Genomic DNA, 19,393 nt, shown 5'->3' on the forward strand with positions numbered 1-19,393 from the left:
GGCGCGTGAGAGTTATAAAATAAGGTGAGCGCAGGGGAAGGGCGTCTGCCGACACGATAGAGCTGGCAGACGCCCTGCGCTCAGAGACTGTCATTCCACGTGATGTTGTCGACAACGATCTGGGTGTTGGAGGCGCCGGAGGTATTGAGAATTTCGAGGGTGATATCGCCGGTGAACTCGAGGTCTTCGATGATGAGGGTGTGGAGGGTGTCGTCGTAGGGGTCGGTGCCGAAGAAGTGGCTTTCTTCGATGATGGTGCCGTTGATGGCGACGGCGATGAGGCGAGGGGTGGAGCTGGTGTGGGCCTTGCGGTATCGGATGTAGAGGTTGACGAGGGCGTCATCGACGATGACGGTGCGGATGGAGCTGCCGTCTTCGCGGAGCATCAAGCCTTCGCCGTCGATTTCGTAGCTACCTTCGGAGCGGACGCCGTTGAGGGTCCAGGTGTAGCCGGCGTCGGTGGTGATGGTGGTGCCGTAGTTGTAGCTCGTGCCGAGGCCGTGGCCGTCGAAGGGTTCAAAGCCGTATTCGGGGACGCTGATGGTGGAGTCGAAGTCGCCGAACTGGTAGGCGCCGATGGTGCAGGCGTAGTGGACGGGGCGGACGACACCGCGTTGGTCAGAGGTGTTGTCGCTCGTATCGAAGGAGAGGGAAGGGCAGGCAAGGGCGGAGAAGGAGAGCTGCGCTTCGAAGGCGGGGTCGATGGCCATGGTGTGGGTGGGTCCGCCGTTATCGGCCAGGGGGAGGAGGGGGTTGGGGAGAGCGCCGGGCTGGTCGTCGGCGTCGTAGTTATGATCCCGGGAATAGAAGCGGGCGCTCCCACCGCCGGTGCAGCGGCGAAGGGAGTCATTGCCGACGAAGATGTTGGCGAGGTAGTCGACGCGGTGGTCGTAGTAGGAGCCGGTGCAGGCGGCGGCGAGGGCGGAGCCGTTAGGGGCGGTGTTGTGGGAGAAGGTGGAGTACTCGAGTTCGTAGAGGGCGGTTTTGTCGGAGGCAACGACGGGGTAGTCGAAGTAGATGGCGCCGCCTTCGTCGGCGGCGGTGTTGTCGGCGAAGGTGGAGTTGGAGATGAGGGTGTCTTTGCCCAGGTAGGTGGCGCCGCCGAGGGTATCGGCGGAATTCGCCTGAAAGAGGGAGTCGCGGATCTGGGAGTAGGTGGAGGCGTGTTCGCTTAAGAAGAGGGCGCCGCCGGCCCCGGAGAGGCTGGTGTTTTGGGTGAAGGTGGAAGCCGAGACATAGATGCGTTCATCGGACTGGTAGAAGAGGGCGCCGCCATCGTCGAGGGCGGAGTTACCCGTGAACTCGGATTTAATGATGCGGAGGCGGTAGGCTTGAGTGCTGCTGGCGATCGCGCCGCCGGAGCGCGCGGAGTGGTTGTTGAGAAAGCGGGTGTTCGTGACAAGGGCGGGGGAGGCATTCTGGTAGATGGCGCCGCCGTCGTCGGTGGAGGAGTTGTCTACAAAGAGGGAGTCGTAGGTGTTCAGGTAGCCGTGGGCTTGAATGACGGCGCCGGGGTGGTCGTTGTGGAAGCCTGTAAAGCGCAGGCCGCGCAGGGTTAAGTCGCCGTAGTAGTTGATCTCAAAGGCGCGGTTGTCTGCGGAGGGCTCGATGGTGAGCTGATCGGCGCCGGGGCCGATGATCTCGAGGGCTTTGTTGATGGTGATGCTGGAGTCGAGGAAGAGCTGGGAGATGGAGGGGTCGAAGGTGATTTCGCTGTCTTCTATGACGCGGCCGACGACTTCGCGCAGCGAGCCGGTGGCGCCGTCCCGGGTTTCCCAGACCAGGGTGGGGACGGGGGCGACGATCTCATGGGAGAGCACGTCATCGCTGGAGATATCGAAGAAGCCGTCGAGGTTGGTGATGTAGTAGGGGTTGTTGAATTCGTCGGTGCCGAGATCGTTGGAGGCGATGGCGAAGGTGAAGTGGCCCGGGTCAAGCGTCAGGGAGGTGGTGCCGGAGCCGCTCAGGGTGAATTGTTGGGTGACGCCGCTGGTGGAGTCGGAGAGGGCAAGCGTCAGCGAGCCTGTGTCGGGGAGGGTGTGGGTCAGATGTAGGGTGCCGGGCACGGACGCGTAGTCGACGGTGGCGTCGGCGGTGGCGTCGCTGGAGACGTCGATGGTGAGGGAGCTGGGTGTGGGGAGGTAGGTGGCGTCGTAGTAGGGGGGGGAGACGGTGCTTGTGTTGAAGGAGATCGTGTAGGTGCCGGGGGTGATGTCGTTGAGGAAGGCGTCGTTGGTGAAGGGCGTGGGGGAGGGGTAGGAGGGGCCCTGGAGGGTCAAGGTGTAGTTGGCGTTGTCGGGGAGGCCGGTGGCGGCGATGGAAAGATCGCCGGGGAGGGCCTCGTAGGTGATGGTGGTGGAGGCGAGCTCGTCGCTGCGCACGTTGATGGACGTGGAGGCGGCGCGGTAGATGACGAGGCCGTCGATGACGTCCGGGGCGGTGATGGTGTGCGTGCCCGGGGTCTGCGCGCGCAGCGTTGAGGAGACGCTCAGTGGCGAGGTCTGGCCGTCGGGGTCGGTGACGATAACGCCGGGGATGAGGCCGGCGGGAAGGCCCTCGATGTTGACTCGAAGATCACCGGGGACTTTTGCGTAGGCGATGGAGAGCGGTGTGGTCTGCTCGCTTCGCACCTGGGCGACTTCGTCCTCGGCGCGGTAGAGCAGGCCATTGCTGCCCAGTTGGGCGCCGGAGAGGGTGTAGTTTCCGGGCTCCAGGTTCTGGAGAAGACCGCCGGGGGAGGTTGTGGTGGAGAAGCCGGCCGGGCCGGTGACTGTGAGCACCGGTGAGAGGTGGGAGGGGTGGCCGGAGGCGCTGACCTGCAGGCGGCCGGGGACGAGCGCGTAGATGAGGGTGGCGTCGGCGGTGGCGCTGAGGACGTCGATGGTGAGGGGGGCGGCGCGGTAGATGCGGCCAGCGACGGAGACGTCGGCGCCGGAGACGGTGTACTGGCCCGTGGCGAGGTCATTGAGACGATCGCCGGGCCGCGCGGTGGCGGAGAAGCCGTCGGGGCCGGTGATGGTGAGGCGCGGGGACTGGTTGGAGGGCAGGCCGGTCGCAGCGAGCTGAAGCGTGCCTGCGACTTCGTCATAGTCGAGGGTGACCTCGGAGGTGGTGGTGCTGGCGACGTCGACGGTCTGCGAGGGGGCGTCATAAAACACACCCGCATCTTCGACGCGAGGGCCTGAGACCACATACTCACCGGGCAGAAGACCCTCGACGGGGGCGTGGGGTTGGGCGGTGGTCGAGAAGCCGTCGGGGCCGGTAATGGTGAGCTCCGGGGAGTGGCCTGCAGGAAGCCCGGTCACGCGGGCTTCGAGAGCGCCGGGGATGATGTCGTAGAGGATGATGACGGTCTCGTCATCGTCGCTGGCGAGCTCGATGGTCTTGGTCTCGGCCTCGTACCAGTGGTCGCCGTCTTGAACGACCGAGGGGCGAACCTGGTAGGAGGCGGGGGTGAGGTCGGTGAGCTCGGTGGACTCGGTGAGGGTGAGGGTCTCAAGACCTTCGGAGCGCAGCTCGACATCGGCGGCGACGCCTTCGGGGAGCCCGGAGATCACCACCTCAAGGCTGGCGAGCACGAGTGTATAGTCGACGGTGATCGTCCTGGTTTCGCCGGCCGTGATTTCGAGGCCCTGGTTTTCGGCTTCAAAGGTGGAGAGGCCATCGAGGTAAGGGGCTGGTCGGAGCTGGTAGGAGCCCGGAATTAGAATGATTCGGCCGGAGCTGCCAACGTCGAGGAGGCCCGACGTGCCAAATACCTCCATCTCAGGCCAGGCGCCCTCGGGAAGTCCGGTGACGGTGACCTCCAATACGCCTTCATGATCTTCGGGCTCGCGGTCCGGGTCGGTGTCCGCATTCGCGTCCGTACCGGTGTCCGGGAGGGTGTGGTCGCCCGTATCGCTGGTGTCGCGCGCTCTTCGGTTATCACCGCCCTGGTCGCCGCAGCCGAGGGTGAAGAGGGCGAGGAAGCAGAAGAACACGAGTCGATTCAGGACAAGCATTATGAAACCTTTTCAGAGAACGCGCAGCAGCGTCGCGGACGGTTCGCAAAGTTAAAAAGAGGCGCCGAAGGCGCCATCGTGTCTGTCGGGATATCAGAAACGCAGGCAGAGTTTAAATGGGGAGGAGGGCGCGTCGGGGTGGGGTGGTGTGGTTGATTTGCCTGTCATGTCGGTGGTTTACGCGGGGTTGGCGTGGCGAAGTGGCGAGCTGAAAGTGACTGAAAATTGGGCCCTCGAAGGCGTCGGTGCGCTATCAACTTCTGCTCAAGACGTATGAAGAAACCCTTCCGAAGACTCCGGATCGCGTCAGGTCATGCAGACACATCGTCTGGACGCTCCGGATCGTTCATCCGCGATATTCAAATGCGTTCGGAAGTGTCCTCGGAGCTTCTTTGAAGCGCAGCCAGAAGATCGGAAGTGTCCCGAACCTCTGCCTGCACGGACCGCAAAGGTTCGGGACGCTTCCGAACCTTTGTTTGCACGGACCGCAAAGGTTCGGGACGCTTCCGAAGGTTTCTTTCCCTTTCGAAATGGCGTCTGGAGGGTTCGGATGCCTTATGGCGATTCGCAAAACGCGATCGGAAGCGTTCTGAAGCCTTCCGCACATGAAAAGTAGCGTTCGGTAGGCTTCGGAACGTGTTCTGCGTTGGCCGGGGAGCGATCGGGAGGGTTCCGAAGGTCATTCTGAGGTTGGGATTTGTGTTCGGAAGGCTTCGGATCGCTATTCGTAACATGGGAGGACCCGATCGGAAGCGCATAAACGCATGCGGATCGCGTCATCGGTCGATGTTTCGTTTTGGGCGATCGAGAGGGCGGCCCGGGCAGGTTAGAGGGCCCTATCGGTTCGCGATAGGTCCGGCGCGGGCTACGTGTTCTTCTTTTTTGTATCGAGGAGATCTTCTTCTTTCGAGGTCTCGCGCTCCTCATCGACCTGGCGTTCGATGGGGTCGTCGGTGCCGATGTCGAGGACGTCTTCGGTGGGGACGAGGGCGCCGTGGGGGGCCGCCTCGGAGACGACGCGGTGCTCGGCCGGGGGGTGTGCGTCGGCCATGTTCAGGGTGAAGATCGGGGAAGGCATGCTGATGCCGGCGTCGTCAAACGCCTCTTTGACCTGGCGGATGGCTTCGCTTTTGACCTTCAGGAAACCGAAGCTGCTCTGGTCGACCCAGCCCGTGATCCAGAGCGTGACGCTGGAGTCGGCGAGCGTCTCGACGAAGCCCTGGGGTTTGGGTTCCTCAAGCACGCCTTCCAGCCCTTTAAGGGTGGAGACCGCCAGGGAGAGCGCGCCGGCGAGGGGTTCCTCGGTGCCGATGCCGACGCGGAAGTCGAAGCGGCGGCGGGGGTTGCGGCTGAAGTTGGTGATGTTGCTTTTGAAGACGGTGGCGTTGGAGATGCGTACGTGGTTGCCGTCTTCGGTCATCAGGATGGTCTCGCGCATCGTGAGGCGAACGATGCGTCCGATGAAGGATTCGATCTGCACCAGGTCGTTGGCTTCGAAGGGGCGACGCAGGCTGAGCAGAACGCTGGCCAGGTAGTTCTCGGCGATGTCGCGAAAGGCAAAACCAAGCGCGATGCCGAAGACGCCGGCGGTCCCGAGCACGGCGCCCACGATGGTGGTGGCGTCGAGGAGCTCCAGGGCGATCAGCAGGCCGCCGATCACCACCACGACGCGCACCGCCTGTTTGATGAGGCCCCTGGCGAGCACGTTTTTCGTCAGGCGTTCAAAGGGCCACTCCCAGAGCACGAGCACTTTGGAGAGAAACCAGAACACGGCCAGAATGAAGAGCGCGAGCAGAATGATGGGGAGGCGTCGACCGAGGTCGAGCATGAAGTCGCGGATGCGCTCCCAGGTGGGGGTGAGGCGGTCGGAGACGTCGAGGGCCTCGGCGAGTTGGTTGTCGACGTAGAGGACACCGGGCATGGCGCCGGCGAGCTCTTCGGCGCGGGTGCTGGCCTCGTTGGTCAGGGCCTGGCCGCGCAGAAAGACGACGCCGTTTTCGACATGGGCGCGGATGCCCTGCAGGGGAGGGATCTGAGCAAAAATCGCATCCAGGCGCTCCGCGGTGACGTCGTCGGCGGAGAGTCCTTCGAGCTCGGGGGCTTCGGGCTCGGGGGAGGTCTCTTCGAAATCCTCAAACTCGATGTCGTTTTGCACATACACGACGCCCTCAAAACGGGCGGCGACCTCACCGGCGAGCTGCTTGTCGAGAGAGGTTGGGACCGCGCCGGCGAGCCTGACAACCCCGGCGCGAACATCGACGACGACGTTTTGAAGGGCGTCGATGGCTTGAAAGGTACGGCGGATCTGAGCCTGAAGCGCCTCATCGCCGGCGTCTTGTTCGGGAAGGTCGCGCGTCGCGGCGGGCGTCTCCGCGGCTTCGGGCGCGGCTTTGCCAGCATCCTCCTGGGCGCTCAGCGAGCTCGGGCTGAAGAGCACGAGGGGAAGCAGGAGCAGCGTCAGGTAAAAAGCGATGGGGGCGTGAAAGCGAAGGACCATGGGCGAGCTCCCGGTCGGGATGCGTTCTGGCGAGTCTGATGACGTGAGAGCTCCACGTATAGGTCCTTCGGGGGAATTGTGCACGGGTGGGTGGAGAAGGGACGGTGCGGGACCCGGGCCCGGTCGTAAGAAGGCGCCGTGTGAAAGGGGCCGACGCAGACGTCTTCGCACCGTTTAAGGGTGTGGGAAAAAGCGCACTACTCGACCTTCCGAATCTCTTCCAAAAAGAGCTCCACCGCAGGCTCGAGCGTGGTGAAGTGGTCGCCCTCCAGAAGTTCGACCTTCAAGGGGGCGTCGAGCCTTTCGGCGATGTGTGCTGCGCTGCGGGCGTAGGTGACGAGCCCGTCGTCGGTGCCGATGTAGGCGATGTGGGGATGGGCCATGTCGTCGATGTGCGGCGTGAAGATGCGCAGCTCGCGCTCCAGGGGGTTGGAGACGTCGAAGGGGGCGATGTCCTGCCAGCCGTAGAAGGAGTCGGGATGGTAGAGGCCGCCAGCGCCGCCGGTGAGGCGCACGGGGGCGTCGGGAAGGAGCGAGAGCATCGCCGAGAGGTTCGCGCCGATGCTGTGCCCGAAGGAAAAGACGCGCTCGGCGTCGATGTCGTCGCGGTTGGCGAGCCAGGCGAGGGCGGCGGCCGCGTCGGTGAGCTCACCGTACATGAACTCGAAGTTACCTGCGTGACCGTTTTCGCCGCGGTACCAGGGGACGAGCACCGCGTAGCCCGCTTCAAGGAAGGGGCGCGCTTCGTCAAAGTCCGAGGGCCCGAAGGCGAAGCCGCCGTGGAGGTAGACCACGGCCGGCACCGGTTTCTCTCGCTGCTCGGGGGGCCTGTCCAACGTGCTCGGCATGGCGAGCCAGGCGCTGAGTTTGCGACCCTCGGAGGTGTAGTGCACCAGGGAGACACCTTTGGGCGGCGCGTGTTCCGTCCATGATTGTGGCGAGGGCTCCGAGATGAGGAGGTTGGTTTGATGGCCCTGCCGCGTCTCCGCAAAGTTGTAGTCGGAGGAGGGAATAGTTCTCCCCGGCGGCTCACTGTTGGGCTGCGGGCAGGTGGAGCGGCACGCGCTGAGAAAGGTGATGACGAGGGCGGCGAGGAGAAGAGATGAGCGAGTAAGCGTGTGGGGCGCGGTGGTCATGAAGGGCTCATAAGGTGGGCTTCGGGACTATTCAATGACGTAAAATACGCGCTGATGCATTAAGGCGTGCCTGTGGAGATCGAGGCGATGGCCGAAGATTTGTATGCAGGTCAATAACTGACATAAGGCTACAGTTATAGTGATGACTCAGGTGGGATTATGCGGTCAAAACGGAGGAGCGCCTGAACGGTCGAGAATCTCATATGTTTCCACGATCGTTTTACCATCGTGAACGAATTTAAGTTGAAGCTGGTTTTCTGAAACTATGATGAGTTCTTTTGCTTCCCAATTTGGAGTGGCAAAATGTGCGGGATGAGCTGGCCCGCCCTCCGAAGAATAGTACGATTCTTCAAAAGGCATTGACTCGCCTACACGTGACACGAGAGGCCGATACTCTTCCGAAACTGGACAGTCGGCATCAGACGAACATGCGCTCAGATAAAGGCAGCTGAGACACATGCCGACAGTCCAAAGCAGGAGTGGAGTCTTAAGTGTTCTTTGATGGAGTTTTTTTAGTGTGTTCACTGAGAGCGCTCTGGGTTGAAGGTTTGCATCATGTTTTGTCGCCGGTTGGGACGAACACTTTGTGGTTCAATATCAAAAGTCATAGGTTCCTTCGAAGACGCTGTATGCGTTTGAATTGTTATTGTCGCGAGCAAAGAAGTGAAATGTCCCCGATGGGGCTTCAGGATGAGGGTTAATTGCTTCCAGATGAAAGGCTGAGTGGGTGTAGCCAGTGTTGTCGCTCTGCACGACGCCGTCCACTGTCACACTGCTTAGCTGGACTTCCCAGTGCTGAATGTTTGAGATGTTACAATCGGCGTGCGCGGCATCCACAGGCCAGAGGAACGCGGTGAGGCCCAGTAACGCCATGGCTGTTGCAACGAAATTATGTTGTTTTTTCATGCTCAGGTCCTTGTTTGTTGAAATGTAAAAAGGTGCGGGTATCAACGTGTGCCAGAGCGCTAAGCTCGAACTCGTCCGGCCACATGTGTAGAAAGAGGGAAAAGGCGCGTTCGCCCAGCTTCAACGGGGCGGGATTGTTAGAAGTCCAATCGGGGAACGCGCTGTATCGGTTCTATCCGTCCGCTCCGCCAAGATAGGCCGGAATGAAGTGATGAACGTGAAGACACGTTCGATAAAACACGATCGGTCTCCCTATTGCCTGGTGCCGCTCAAAACTTGATACGTTCGCCCTTTGCAAATAGCCAGAAATTGAACCTGACTCATCAGGCGCAACCGTAAGCGTGGATATATGCGGCTCAAGAAGGCCATGCTTATACAGTCAGAGGTATGCGTCCTGCACTTCCGTGATGTTGTAGATGTCGACGTACTGCTCGCCGTCATGGATGTAGGTCACGTGAATTTTTTCATCGTCTGTCACGTGAACCGAAATAACCTCGAAGAGTTCGGCAGCGTTCTGGAAATCTTCGGAGGTCGTATTTATAAATGGGTCATCGGTGGGAACGAGGGGAGTATTATAAATGCCGGCGATCGTGCGAGGTGGGGTAATGTGACCGCAATCGCCAGGCATATCGGAGCAGGCCGGGGTTGCGAGGCTGGCGACCAATATAACGATGCCAGTAAAAAGGGAGAGAAGAGCATGTTGTTTAAATGCGTGGTTCTGCGGGGTCATTGGATTTCTCCTGTTTGCGTAAGCGCTGGTTGACGCAACGAAGACGTCGATATTTCCTCGCCTTCCCGGGGGCGCAAATAATAAACCAGACTAACCTGAGAGGAACCTAATGATAGGTTCCATGTGTTGAATGATCGAGTAAATCCGCCAGAAGTTAGAGCGAGTTCCTGAGCCATAAGGCCGTCACTTCCGGGTTCTGGAGAGAGCTCAAGGATTGCAAGATCAACGCGCACAGAACACGCTGTGTCGGCGTGAGCAGGGTTGGTGCCTGAAAGCGCTGAGGTGAAAGCCAGGGTGGCGAGGCCGAAGAAGAAGGGGGCGGCGAGTGCGCGGGGATGTAGTTGGGGCATCGATAGTGCTCCTAGAGGATGATGTGTTCGGGGGATGAAGTGTGAGGACATGGGGATTGTGATTCAAGGTATGCGCGAAGATTTTCGGCGCGGGGCATCGCGTGTTTGGGCGGAGATTGGAGGTAGGGGGGGCGGGGAGTGAAGTCAGGTGAAGGGCGTGTGGGGGAGAAAGCGCGATGCGTTTTGAGTGAGATTTATGGTTTTCGCAGGCAACAAAAAAGCCGCCCCGGAGGGCGGCTTTTTTGTTGGTGTATGAAGTAACGAATTACTCAACACAATCGATGAGCAGGTACCATTCAGGCACTCCTGCAGAGGTGTTGGTCCATTCGTATTCCATCAGAAGGGTCCAGTCACCCGGTGCTTCGGTTCCATGCAGCGGGGTAAGCGACTCAACCGGCTCGCGCGTGGTGGGGAAGGTGACATCGAGGGCGGAGGAGTTGACCGAGGAGGCGACGTTGAGCAGGCGGTACTCATCACCACGCGGGTCGATCAGGGTGACGCGGAGGTCATCCTGGTAGGTCCCGCTCGTAGTGGAGAAGTACACCTCAATGCTGCCGACACGCGCACAGGATTGCGGCACGGTGACCGTAGATTCGGTGGGCTCGAAGGTTCCGCTGGAGGCGGGGAGATTCAGGGAGATATCGGTTTCGCCAGCCTGGAAAAGGGTGGAGAGGGCGAACGACACCGCTGTCGAAGCGGGGATATCGGAGGTCGCCGTGATGACGAGCGCGTAGGCAGCAGGCTCCAGTTCACCGGCGCGAAGGGTGGAGCTATTCGAGCCGGTAACGATGGAGTTGTAGGCGCTGTCGAGGATTTCAAACTCAGCGGTGGCCTCACCGTCGAGAGCGATAACCCAGTTGATGAGTTCGGCGGGCTCAAACATAACATAAGCGGTCTGGCCGGCTTGAAGGGCGTTGCCCAGTTCCACCGAGTCGCCGTCGGAGACTTCGCCAGCGTTGGCTGCTACGCGCACGTTAATGCCGGCCACGAGGCCTTCAAGTGCGTCCTCAGACGTATTTTCGAAGGTGACGGTGACTTCCGTCTCCTCGAAGGCGAACCATTGCAGCGCGCGCGTTCCGGAGGCCGCGGTGCGGGGGCGCAGGGCGGAGCTTTCGACGAGGGCTTCTCCGCCCGCCGAGATGCTGGCGCTGAGGTTAGCTTCAGCACCATTCCACTGGCTGATGGTGATGTATTCACCGGCAGCGAGTGTGATGGTTTCGGTGATAGTGGCCTCACCATCAAGGGTCTGGCTGGAGTTGGGCTGGGCGCTGTAGGCCGTGGCCGGACCGTCGGCGTAGACGCGATCGACGAGGAGGAAGAAGCTCTCGGCGGGGGCGTCCAGAATGAAGACGCCACCGTCGATAGCGACGGTCTCTGCCAGGGTTGTGGCGTCGGTCCAGATCTGGACTTCTGCCTGCGCGTCAGACGGAACCTGGTCGAGGAAGAAGACAAACTGATCGCCTTCAGCCACGCCGCTGACCTCGTAGAAGTTCTCGGTCAGGTTGCGGACATCACCGCTGATGGCGTCCTGAGGGAACTCCACAGCGGTCGGCGTCGGCGCATCGATGAGCTCAATGCTACCGACGTAGCCCCAGTCTTCGCCGCCGGCGGGACCGGCCAGCTCGAGGAGTTGGGCGATGGGGCCGACGTTGAGGGCGTAGACGCCTTCGGTGGGGATAACGATCTCGCGGCTGAAGTCCAGGCCGGCGCCCGCGTCGCTGGTGCGGCTGAAGGGCGCAGGGGGCTCTTCGGCGTCAGGATCTTCGGGGTCGACGGGCTCCACGGGCTCGGCGACTTCTTCCATGAAGACGAAGCCGGGCTCGGGCATGCCGTTGGCGTGGATGGCCACGCGGATCCACTGGCCGGGGGTGCCGTTGATGAGCAGGGTGTCCAGGTCCTGGACGTAATCACCTTCGACCATCTCGGGGGCGTCGATGTTGCCGGTGAAGACCAGCGCTTCGCCGGAGACGAGGTCGACCGGGGTCTCGCCAGCTTCGTCGAGGTTGAGGGTGGCGGTGGCGGCCAGGTCGGCGACGACGCCGGCGCGCAGGAGGCAGGTGCCTTCGATCTGGATGGTGCCCGCGCCGCAGCTCAGCTGGGAGGTGGGCACGCAGGTGCGGGTGGCCACGTCGAAGCTCGTTCCATCACCGCAGGCCGCGTCGGAGGGGCGGCAGCGGTCCTGGCTGTCGGGCTCGGTGCCATCGCCGCAGACATCGTCAGCGGGGACGCACTGGTTGTTGGCGACGACGGTGCCTTCGGCACATTCGACCGCGTCTTCGGGCACGCACTCCCCGTCGACTTCGATGGTGCCTTCGGCGCACTGGATGCCGATGTTGGGCACGCAGCGGCCTTCGCCGGCATCGTAGGTCGTGTTTTCACCGCAGATCTCGCCGGTGGGCTCGCACTGGCCCTCGTCGTTGAGGACGGAGCCTTCGCCGCAGTTGGATTCATCGACTTCGCACTGGCCGTCGACAAGGTAGGTGCCGGGGCCGCATTCACGCTGCTCGACCTCACCACCGTCACCACCGCAGGCGATGGCGCTGGCAGCCAGGATGGCGAGCGCGGAGAGTTTTGTCAGGGTACGCATGTATCGAATCTCCCGTGATGATTGGGTCTTTCGTAAGGTTCAGGGTGTGCCGCGCCCGGAGGGGGCGCGGCACCAGACGCCGTGGCAGGTTAGATGCTGCAAGTCAGGTTAACGCCCCAGCTGTTGACGGTGCCGGTATCAAAGGAACCGCCACCATCATCGTAGGTGTCAGTGACGGTAAGCGTCCATTCGCCCGAGCCGCTCTCGCCAACAAACGCGTCGAGTGATTCCTCGGCGTCGATATCTTCGGGGATATTACCTACCAGAAGGCCACCGCTGATGTGGTCGGCGTGGACGAGGACTTCGGTGCCTTCAGGGCTGGTCAGGACAACATCAAGGTCGCCGATGAAGCCATGAGCAATGTCCAGGTCGACCGTGATGCTCTCGATAATAATGCAACCCGCGGTGCTCAACGAAGAGGATACGGTGCGCGTGGAGGGTGAGATTTGAAGCCCAGGGCTCACCGATTCATTGACAGCGGGAACACCGGTTACTTCGTCGAAGTCCAGGTCGAAGGAGTAACCGTCGGCGAGCGCGCTGTTAGCGACGACTTCGACGATGATGAGGTCGTTGCTGGCGTAGAGGTCTTCGAAGTTGATGAGGTTACCGACCTGCTCGCGCAGCGTGTTGCGGCTGGCGCGGGAGAAGACCTTGGTGCTGATGGCTTCGCCCTGGGCGACGGAGAAGGTCATGGAGACAAGCATCGCATCGCGTACCCGGAAGAGGTAGTAGTCACGATCGCCTGCGGTGTAGGCGCCGGTGGTGCCCAGATCGAGGCTTCCCAGGGAGGCTTCGAAGAAGTCGGCGTCGGTCACACCTTCGAACTCGTAGGTGGGGCGCAGGATGGCGTCTTCGGTCTCGTTGGTGAGCTCCACGCGGTAGTCGCCGGGGCCGGGGGCGAGCTCCAGGAACTCGTAGTCGCCGCTGGCTTCGGCTTCGAAGATGACCACATCGTCGGGGTTGTAGACGCGGATGGTGGCGCTCTCGCCATCGGCGAACTCGGCGCTGCCGCGGATCAGGTCGTAGGTCTCCAGGGTGAAGGTCTCGGAGATGATCTCTTCCGGGACCAGGGCCTGACGCTCGGTGGCGTCGAGCTCCAGGGTGTAGCCCTGGGTGAGGGCCTCGTAGGCGCTGATGGCGAAGATGTAGGAGCCCGGGGTCAGGAGCGTGAACTCGAGGATCTCAAAGGTGCCTTCTTCGAAGAACTGCTCAGAGACGAAGTTGTCGGAGCCAATGATGACCGCGTCGGGGTCGCCGGCGCCGGGGTTCTCTTCATCGTCGATCCACTGGCCTTCTTCGTCTTCTTCTTCTTCGGGCTCTTCAAAGACGAGCTCACCGGTGCGAAGGAAGCCTTCAAAGCTGGCCGGGGTGGTGATGTCGAGGCGGTAGAATGCGAACCCACCTTCTTCAAGCTCCTCTTCACGGGTGAAGGTGAAGCTCTCATCGCCCGCCACAGGGATGGGGGTGGGGTCGATGATGGTGATCACGGGCACGAAGTCGTAGATGATCGCCGACCAGTTATCGTTGGTCATACCGACGGTGTAGGTGCCGCCGTCGACCGCGAAGAAATAACGAGCATCAGGTCGCGTGGAGAACGAGGTGGTGCCATTAAGAGGGTCGGTGTTGCCGTAGCTCGCGAGCTCCTCGCCGTTTTGCGACACCTGAAACTGCGCATTGAAAGCGCTGGGGTTGGACGTGGTGTAGCTGATCTTGACCATCTGTCCGGGCTGGGTCGTGACTTCAAACTCATAGGTCTCGTCGATATCGACGTCGACCGCACGCTGGGTGCTGATTTCAAAGCCAGTGGCGGGGCCGGTCTGGCGCTCCACGTCGAAGAGGAGGAAGACCGGCTCGCCGGAGGCGGGGCGCTCGGGCACGAAGGAGCCGCCTTCTTCGAGGTCGAAGGACTCGGTGAACTCGGAGAGGCTGGCCCACTGGTCGACCACGGCCTGCGCGTCGGCGCCGAGCATGTCGACGTTCATCGAGAGGTTGAATTCTTCGGGGAACTCGACCTGGTAGAGGTTCTCGGTGAGATCGGCGAGGTCGCCGGTGGCGACGGCTTCGATGCCGGGCCAGGGCTTGGGCTCGGGAGCCTCGATGCGGCTGATCTGCGCAACATAGGCCCAGGTGCCGTCACCGCTGTTGGCGGTGCCGTTGAGCTGGTTGAGCGCGTTGGCGATGGTGACGGTGTAGTCGCCATCTTCGGGCATCGCGAAGGTGCGCTGCGCGACGTTGGCCAGGGCGGAGCTGGTGGCGCGATCGTAGCCGTCGTCGTTGGCGATGATGGCCATCGGCGAGGGCAGGCCGCGGGTGAAGACGGTCAGCTCGAACCAGTCGCCGGCTTCGGCGCTCAGGGTGAACTGATGCTCACCGGCGTCGTCGGCCTCAATGGTGCCGGCGAAGACCAGGCTGGTCTCCAGCTCGGGGATCGTCAGGGCGTTTTCGCCGCCTTCGGCGTAGACGACGTCGGCGCTGGAGGCGAGGTTGTCGGCGACGGTGTCGACCGAGATGCAGCGGTTTTCCACCTCGAAGGTGTCGTCGCCGCACTCCACGTTGCCCAGATCGACGCACTCGCCGAGGGCGACGTCGAAGACGGTGCGGTCGGCGCAGACGGTCTCACCGATGAGCGTGCAGCCGGCGTCGGCAAACTCGGTGCCTTCGCCGCAGATCTCTTCGGTGAGCTCGCACTGGCCATTGGCCAGCACGGTGTCTTCGCCGCAGGTGAGCGGGTTGTCGACCAGGCAGCGGCCATCGATCTCGATGGTGCCCTCACCGCAAACGATCTCCTCGGGGCCCACGCAGGTGCCCGACTCGGTGTCGTAGATGGTCTCCTCACCGCAGAGCTCGTCGGTGGGGACGCACTGATCGTTTTCGTTGAGGGTGAGGCCTGCGCCGCAGGTGTCCTCGGCGAGGACGCAGGCGCCTCCGCTGAGTTCAGTGCCGGGGCCACACTCTAAGAGGTCAGGGGTTTCGGCGTCGTCGCCGCCGCAAGCGGCCAGGGCGAGTACCAAAATCCCGCTGAGGGGAAGGTTCCAGGGGGTGAGTCGCTTCATCCGATTCATCTCCGACTTTCTGACAAGTCCGATCGTGGTTTCTCGTCGATGGGTTAGCGCGGCCGGCTCAACATGTGATGCGCGACCGGCTGGCCTGCAGGCGTTCGGGCACGGCAGAGCCAGGGTCTATGGGGACCGTGGGGGAGACGATAGTCAGCAACCCCCTGTTGATGCAACCAAATTCTGGATCATCAGGCGCGACGCGCCTTTTCGGGGGGCGTTGAGGCGGGGGGGCGGGGGGCGCGGCGGTTGAGGATCAGCCCGAGCGCGCGCAGCAATAGCGCCAGCAAGGCGGCCACCAGGGTCTGGCTTGCGCCTACCGACCAGTCGGTGGCCAGGGCCAGCAGATAGCCGAGCAGGCCGGAGGCAGCGCCGGAGGTTGCGGCGATGATGAACACCCATTTCAGCCCGACATTGAGCCCGAGGGCGCCGATGGCCGGGAGCACAGTGAGGCCGAAGGTGGGCAGCGCGCCGAGCGCGCGGGTGGAGAGGCCGGTGAGCAGGGCGATGGCGCCAAAGAGGGCCGCGTCGAGCCGGCGCACGGGCACGCCCTGGGTGCGGGCGACCAGGGGATCGAGGCTGGCGAAGACAAAGGCGCGAAAGGCCACGATCTGGGTGGCGACCACCAGCAGCGTGGCGCCGAGGATGGCGTAGAGATCGCTCTGGCGCACGAGCACCGCCGAGCCGTGGAGGACCGCCTCGACCTCGTGAAGCTCATGGGCGATCAGCGGGCCGAGGAGCAGCACCAGCGCGGTGGGCACGATAAACGCCACGCCTAGAAGTGCGTCCCGGCCCAGGGTGGGGCGCTCGCCAAGCCACACCAGACCGAAGACGACGAGGGTGGAGAGGAGGATCGCCAGCGCCGGGGCCAGGAGTTCGGCGAGGAGGCCGGTCAGGCCCAGGTGCGCGCTCAGGTAAAAGGCGATGGTGACGCCCAGCGCGGAGGTCTGGCTGAGCGCGGCGCTGACAAAGACGATGCGGCGGCTGACCACGTAGACGCCCAGCAGCCCCAGGCCCAGGCCTGCGATCATGGCGGTGAGGATGGGGTCGCGGTAGAGGTCGCCGTAGAGCGCCAGAAATTCAAACATAGGGGTGCCGGCGAAGATCGAAGTCTAAGAAGATCGGTCGAAGCGTCGATCAGTGGGTGTGGTGCGGATCGTCGAGGCAGTCTTTCAGGCACTCCTCGATGGCGATGTGGCCGCGGCGGTCGATGCGCATGATGCGACTTGAGGCGCTGCGCGCAAGGGCGGAGCCGTGGGCGATCATCATGACGGTGACGTCGAGTTGCTGCTGGATGCCGTGGAGAAGTTCAATGGTGGCGGCCTCACGCTCGGGATCCATCGACGCGGAGGGCTCGTCGAGGAGCAGGAGGCGGGGCTTTCCGAGCAGGGCGCGGGCCAGGAGGATGAGTTGTTTCTGCCCTTCGGAGAGCTCGCGGAAGAGGTGATCGCAGAGGTGGGCCATGCCCACGACCTCCAGCGCGTCGAGGAGCTCGGTGCGGCGCGGGCGGATGCGCAGCGCGCTCAAGCCCCGGCCGCGGTGCAGGCCCGTGGCGAGCACGTCGAAGACGGTGGCCGGCAGCATCGGATCGAGGGTGCGGGTCTGGGGCACAAAGCGCAGGGCGTCGGCCGGCAGGCTCCAGTCGATGCGCCCGCTCACCGGCGGGATCAGCCCGATGAGGGTCTTGAGAAGGGTGGATTTGCCCACGCCGTTGGGGCCCTCAATGAGCATGAAGGTGCCCTGGTGGAGGTGAAAATCCAGGGGGCCGAGCAGGCCCTTGCCGCTGTAGCCGCAGACCAGCCCCTGCACCTGCAAGAGCGTGGGCTGGCGCGAGATGTGATCGTCGGGCAGGCAGGGGGGAATGGGCTCGTGGGGGAGCTCGGCGGGCTGGTCGAAGTTGGGGCGAAGATCGATGTCGGCGCTCATGGGGGCTCCCGAGCAGAGGTTCGGGCAAGGGGAAGAGGCGGCGAATTCAGGGGGCCACAGCCGGTTTCAGAGTCTCATAGAGGCGTTCGGCCAGCCCTTCGAGGTGCTCGACGTAGCGCTGTCCCTCGGAGGCCTGGGCGGGCAGTCGCAGGAGCGTGGCGCCGGTGCGCTCGCTGATCTGGGCGGCGGTGCGCGTGGGGTAGTAGTTGAGCTGGAGGATGGCCGGGACGTCGCGCTCCTGGATGGTCTCTACCAGGTGGGCGACGTGGCGGGGGTTGGGGGGCACGCCGGGCTTGGGTTCGATCTGCATGACGTCGGTGAGGCTGAGCCAGCCGGCCACGTAGGTCCAGGATTTGTGGTAGGTCACGATCTGTCGGCGCTCGGCGGGAAGATCGCGAAAGAGGAGTTCAAAACGCTGGGCGACGCGGATGAGATCGCGGGCCAGCTCGCGGCTGCGCTCGACGTAGGCGTCGGCGTTGGGCGGGTCGAGTTCGGCCAGGTGGCGGCCGAGCGCCAGCGCGACGCGCGCGCTCTGGCGGGGGTCGGTGGTGTAGTGGGGGTTCCCACCCGGGTGCACATCGCCCATGGTGCGGTCGACCGGGCCGCGGGGCACGTCGGCGGCCACGATATGGGCGGAGGCGTCAAAATAGCCGGGCTGGCCGGCCTGAATCTTCGGGTTGCGCGCGCCGGTGATCAGCGTGGGGAGCCAGCCAATCTCCAGGTCCATGCCCACGAGCACGAGCAGGTCGGCGCGGTGGAGCAGGGGCACGAAGCTGGGGCGAGGATCGACGAAGTGGGGATCGTCGCCGGGGCGCACGAGGGTCTCGACGGTGCCCTGGTCGCCGAGCACTTCGGTGGCGATGGCGCCGAGGTCGGGGGTGGTGGCCACCACGCGAAGTTCGGCTGTGGCCGGGGAGGACGCCAAAAGGATCAACGTGGCGATGAGGCCGAAGAGCGCTTTGAAGATGGCAGGTTTCGGGCGTTTGAGCGGGTGTGACATCGGAGCTCCATCCGGGTGGAGAGGCAAACGTTTTGGGCGCGGGCGCATGAACAAGCACCTGAAACAGGGCGCGCCGGGCGCGGACCCTAACGTTGAACGTGCGTGAATGCAAATGTATTGCAACAACGCCTGGCGAGTGGCGACACAGGGCAATCGCAACGTGGGTCCCCACAACCCGCCACCGTAGGGGGATTTTTTGTGGGTCCCCGCCCTGGGAGTTCGGGAGGGGCACAAGACCCCTCCCTACGGATTGGGTGGGTTCTCCACAAAGAAATCTTGTGGGACTTTGCGATTGCCCTGAGGTGCGACAGCGGTGCGATTGACTTCTGTGGGAGGGCGCTGCGATAGTCCGCCCGAGCGCCTTCTCTTGAGAGATGCGCTTCGTATCAGGGAACCCGGTGCAAGTCCGGGACGGTCGCGCCACTGTGTGCAGCGAGCCGACGGCCAGATGCCACTGTCACCTCGGATGAGGAGATGGGAAGGCGGTCGGAGGCGATGAGGGTCGGGTTGGATGATCGACGCTCGGGAGCTGTGAGTCAGGATACCTGAGAGGAAGTCGCAGGCGCGTGGTGCGTGCTTTCGCGCGTCATCACATCATGACTCTTCGCGACAAAGAGCGCCGCATGATGTTGGATTTCAGGACAGCCCCCGGGGGGCTTGTGCGCGTGGTGCGCGCGCTGGCGTGGTGCGCCGGGGTGGGCGTGTGCGTGTGCGCTGCCGGGGAGGCCGAAGCCGGGGAGCCGGAGCGCGCAAATGAAGAGGTTGCGTCTGCGGGTGGGCTGGAAGGTGTTGAAACGATTGGGGTATTGGCGTCGTCGGCGCGGGCATCTTCCGAAAGGGAGAGGCGCGGCGAGGAAGGTGCGGGGGACGAAGTAGACGAAAAAACGCTGCGCGGGCGCACGGTCGTGGGGGATCGGAGCGCGCGCGAGGACGCACGCCACCCCTCCGGGTTTGTGACGCGCGTGAGGCTCGGGGATGGCGGGGCAGCCGAGGAGACCCTGGGCGCGGCGTTGGAGCAGGTGGAGGGGGTGCAGCTCTCCCGGGCGTCGAGCCCGGGGCAGCCAGCCTATGTGTCGGTGCGGGGCGGAAGCCCTCGCCAGCTCGTCGTCTACCTCGACGGCCTGCGCCTGAGCTCGCCGGCAGGCCTTGGCTTTGATGTGGGGCAGCTCGGGGTGGGGGGGCTGGCCTCGGCCGATGTGTTTCGCGG

11 protein-coding genes and 1 riboswitch are annotated in these 19,393 nt (G+C 63.2%); of the genes, 1 reads left to right on the forward strand and 10 read right to left on the reverse strand.

Annotated features, from left to right (window positions below; genetic code table 11):
* Positions 1–80 precede the first annotated feature (80 nt).
* The 10 genes from FRC96_RS12505 to FRC96_RS12550 all read right to left on the reverse strand — a co-directional run bounded on the left by FRC96_RS12505 (position 81) and on the right by FRC96_RS12550 (position 18,186).
* On the reverse strand, positions 81–4,001 hold the full coding sequence (locus FRC96_RS12505; RefSeq protein WP_146974825.1) for a choice-of-anchor Q domain-containing protein: 3,921 nt from the start codon (positions 3,999–4,001) through the stop codon (positions 81–83).
* An 865-nt stretch (positions 4,002–4,866) separates the two neighbouring features.
* Positions 4,867–6,498 (reverse strand): mechanosensitive ion channel family protein, encoded by a 1,632-nt coding sequence (locus FRC96_RS12510; RefSeq protein WP_146974826.1) that lies wholly within the window; start codon positions 6,496–6,498, stop codon positions 4,867–4,869.
* Positions 6,499–6,695: 197 nt separating this feature from the next.
* Positions 6,696–7,634 carry an alpha/beta hydrolase family protein gene (locus FRC96_RS12515; protein ID WP_146974827.1) on the reverse strand — a complete coding sequence of 313 codons (939 nt, stop codon included), beginning with the start codon at positions 7,632–7,634 and terminating at the stop codon, positions 6,696–6,698.
* A gap of 597 nt (positions 7,635–8,231) precedes the next feature.
* Positions 8,232–8,540: a hypothetical protein gene (locus FRC96_RS12520; RefSeq protein ID WP_146974828.1), complete on the reverse strand. Its 309-nt coding sequence runs from the start codon at positions 8,538–8,540 to the stop codon at positions 8,232–8,234.
* Positions 8,541–8,919: 379 nt separating this feature from the next.
* On the reverse strand, positions 8,920–9,270 hold the full coding sequence (locus tag FRC96_RS12525; RefSeq protein ID WP_146974829.1) for a hypothetical protein: 351 nt from the start codon (positions 9,268–9,270) through the stop codon (positions 8,920–8,922).
* Positions 9,271–9,885: 615 nt separating this feature from the next.
* Positions 9,886–12,207 (reverse strand): proprotein convertase P-domain-containing protein, encoded by a 2,322-nt coding sequence (locus tag FRC96_RS12530; RefSeq protein ID WP_146974830.1) that lies wholly within the window; start codon positions 12,205–12,207, stop codon positions 9,886–9,888.
* Between the two features lie 89 nt (positions 12,208–12,296).
* Positions 12,297–15,260 carry a proprotein convertase P-domain-containing protein gene (locus FRC96_RS12535; protein WP_146974831.1) on the reverse strand — a complete coding sequence of 988 codons (2,964 nt, stop codon included), beginning with the start codon at positions 15,258–15,260 and terminating at the stop codon, positions 12,297–12,299.
* Between the two features lie 191 nt (positions 15,261–15,451).
* Complete coding sequence (locus tag FRC96_RS12540) at positions 15,452–16,348, reverse strand: metal ABC transporter permease (protein ID WP_146974832.1); 897 nt, start codon at positions 16,346–16,348, stop codon at positions 15,452–15,454.
* A 49-nt stretch (positions 16,349–16,397) separates the two neighbouring features.
* A complete protein-coding gene (locus FRC96_RS12545; RefSeq protein ID WP_146974833.1) occupies positions 16,398–17,186 on the reverse strand; it encodes a metal ABC transporter ATP-binding protein in 789 nt (262 codons plus the stop codon).
* A 46-nt stretch (positions 17,187–17,232) separates the two neighbouring features.
* A complete protein-coding gene (locus tag FRC96_RS12550) occupies positions 17,233–18,186 on the reverse strand; it encodes a metal ABC transporter substrate-binding protein (RefSeq protein ID WP_230470194.1) in 954 nt (317 codons plus the stop codon).
* 348 nt (positions 18,187–18,534) lie between these two features.
* Positions 18,535–18,754, forward strand: a riboswitch (cobalamin riboswitch).
* Positions 18,755–18,809: 55 nt separating this feature from the next.
* Between FRC96_RS12550 and FRC96_RS12555 the strand changes: the two genes are divergently transcribed.
* A partial coding sequence (locus FRC96_RS12555; protein WP_230470195.1) for a TonB-dependent receptor occupies positions 18,810–19,393 on the forward strand: 584 nt, incomplete at its 3' end.

Source organism: Lujinxingia vulgaris, from assembly GCF_007997005.1.
Classification (GTDB): domain Bacteria; phylum Myxococcota_A; class Bradymonadia; order Bradymonadales; family Bradymonadaceae; genus Lujinxingia.